The sequence below is a fragment of the Kistimonas scapharcae genome (assembly GCF_039540975.1).
GTDB lineage: Bacteria > Pseudomonadota > Gammaproteobacteria > Pseudomonadales > Endozoicomonadaceae > Kistimonas > Kistimonas scapharcae.
The window spans coordinates 1-2,846 of the sequence record NZ_BAABFL010000292.1; the positions used below are offsets into that span (position 1 = coordinate 1).

Annotated in this window: 2 protein-coding genes; both read left to right on the forward strand. The window is 45.3% G+C overall.

Annotated elements, in window-relative coordinates:
- A partial coding sequence (gene rlmF, locus ABD892_RS11190; RefSeq protein WP_345195738.1) for a 23S rRNA (adenine(1618)-N(6))-methyltransferase RlmF occupies positions 1–905 on the forward strand: 905 nt, incomplete at its 5' end.
- A gap of 433 nt (positions 906–1,338) precedes the next feature.
- On the forward strand, positions 1,339–2,436 hold the full coding sequence (locus ABD892_RS11195; protein WP_345195740.1) for a hypothetical protein: 1,098 nt from the start codon (positions 1,339–1,341) through the stop codon (positions 2,434–2,436).
- Positions 2,437–2,846 lie beyond the last annotated feature (410 nt).

Consider the following 2,846-nt stretch of genomic DNA (forward strand, 5'->3'; position numbering starts at 1 on the left):
ATTCCGAGACTGGCAAATATTATCGAATACGCCTCATGCTGGCTGCCATGTGGTCTGCACAGGAGTTTTTGAGTACTTACGATTTCAGCAATGAACAGGCGGTTCTCTGCCTGAACAAGGCGTTGCTGGCGCATTATTATCAGGTGACACACTGGCAGATTCCAGCCGGGTATTTATGCCCGCCGATCCCCGGGCGTGCAGATTACATCCATTACCTGGCCGACCTGCTGGCAACCTCCTATTACCGTCACGACTCTATCCCCCCGACGTGCAGCGCTATCAATGTACTGGATATTGGTACGGGGGCTAACTGCATCTATCCGATTATTGGTACGCAATGTTATGGCTGGCAATTCACCGCCAGCGATATCGACCCTGTCTCGGTGAAAACCGCGCGGCTAATTGTCAGTACGAATAGCTGCTTGAAAAACAGGATCAGTGTACTGCAGCAATCGGATAGTCGTCGTATTTTCAGGGGCATCATAAAAGCACAGGACCGTTTCGACGCCACCCTTTGTAATCCGCCATTCCACGCCTCTATGGCTGAGGCAAATGCCGGCAGTACGCGGAAATGGAAAAACCTTAACCAGGGTAAACAACGTGTCACGGCATCACCCAAGCTGAACTTCGGTGGACAAAAGGCAGAGCTATGGTGCGAAGGGGGAGAGCTTAGATTCTTAAAGCAGATGATTCGCGAAAGTGCAGAATTTGCTACGCAGGTTTGCTGGTTCAGCAGCCTGGTCTCCAAGGGGGATAACATTCAGCCACTGAAGCGACAGCTTAAAAAACAAGGTGCCAGACAAATTCAGGTCATCAAAATGGCGCAGGGACAAAAAATCAGTCGTGTACTGGTCTGGAGTTTTCTGACGCAGGATGAGCAGGCGCAATGGGTCTCGAACCAATAAGAGATCCATATCGTTAATCCGCAAATGATCAACACCCGCTGCTTTCAATTAGCATAATTCTTACAGAACAGGTGATCGCTGCAGCCGAGGAAAGCAGACGAACACACCACGCCATGCAGTGATAGTAGTGGGATCAATCGGGCGTTTGCGGGGAAGCCGGTCATGGTTTCTCCGAGTATGAACATTCTGAGGCCAGAGAACGGTAGGTCACCACTGTGGAGGGTTAAATATGTGGGAGCCTATTTTGGCAGGTGTTCTATTTAAGGGGGACAAGGGTGCCCTATTTGTTTTATTTTTGATATTGATTCGTGCTACTAAAGTCTAAGCATGATGCTTTTGTCTAGGTGACCCGCTTTTATCCCTTGTATAAGATTGTGTAAATCTAAAAATATCTAGTTATTAAAAATAACAACACAAAATGATGGAGGTTTTCATGAAAGCTAATATGCGCCCAGCTGTTCCGCCTAAACCGCTCAATTATAATCGAAAACCCATTCGTCGAGCTACAAAGCGTCGTGTTGGTACTTCAGAATATGCACTGAGACGTGTGAAACGTCCCCCAACATTTGGGCGGGGAGATCGATACATCGCTGGAAAAGACTTTCAAACTATGATGGCTGAAAGTAAAAATGGGATCACCCGCTTAAACGAATATAATATTCAATATGCCGAGCTTGAATTTCCGGAGAGTAATAAGAAAAAGAGCGCTACAGTACCGGGTGAGATGACAGAATACCAGGTTTTCAACGGTAAAAATGAAGATGGCCAGACTGTTATTGGTTTAGCATCATCATCAACATCTTCGCCTGCTGATCCGATATATGAACCGATTGAAATAGGTGCGCAACTCAAAACGTTGAGTGATACTCCTGTCAGGCAGACACATAAACACAGAGGTAGAATCAATAAACGCCGCCGGCTTGGAAAAAGAAAGTGCCACATTAAATGGAATAACTCAAAGGTCAGGGTGTTTTTTAAGGACAATTTTAATAGGAAAAAAATCAGGGAGAGACTCGTCAAGCTGTTGGATGCCATCGCAACGCTTCATCATAAAGTGGTCAAGAGCGCAATCAACGAGAAGGGGCAGCTGGTAACGGTTAAAATGGGTGAGCTAAAAAGCGCGAGTGGTCGTGATGATTTATTTACGGAAGGTATGTCTTTCTGTTCTTCTTTTGTCTTGCTCTCAGATTTTGATAAGGAAAAGGGCATTTATAAACGTCGTCAGATGATGCATGTACCAGGGAGTCATCTTGAAGAGAGCGTGAAGCAGGAAGATGGTAGTAGCGTGAAGGCAAAAACTATTTTGATGGATTTTTTGGACGCGCAAAAGGGAGAGGAGCGGAAGCTGATCATAGTGCATGGCGCTGCTAATATCACAGAATTTAGTCATGAGATTACGCTGAATCAGATGCAGGGAGACAGGTGTGTCATCAGAGAGTTAATGGCTGATCCTGATGTTTCTGTCCAGCAGTGTAATGCTCCATCAGTTAAAGTTGATGCGACTGGGTCTATTGTTGAGAATGCACAATGATTGGCGGTAAGAATCTGGCTTAGTATATGCGTTTTACAATTGAAGATGCTCCGAGGAATTCTGCGGATAATGTTATGGAGTATCGGGCCATGGCTTGTGGTATGTTAATACTTCCATATCAAATGACCTTTGTTTTTTAGCCATGGCGAATAAAGCGGAAACGCAGTTAGTAACTAAGCATTAGAAAAAACTATTTGTTTGAATTGATGGCAAACTTGTTATTTTTTTGTTCTATAAAAAACTTCCTGATTACCACTGTAACTCAGCCAGCTTGAGAAGCCTTGCTGGCATGGGGCAGGTTCGCGCAGCCATGTAACCCAGCCTTGATACGGTGTTTGTCAACATAGTTGTCGCCCCAACTCAAGCCGCTTTCTTAAGTTGATCAGCTGAAGATCTGTCGGGATTAAGCC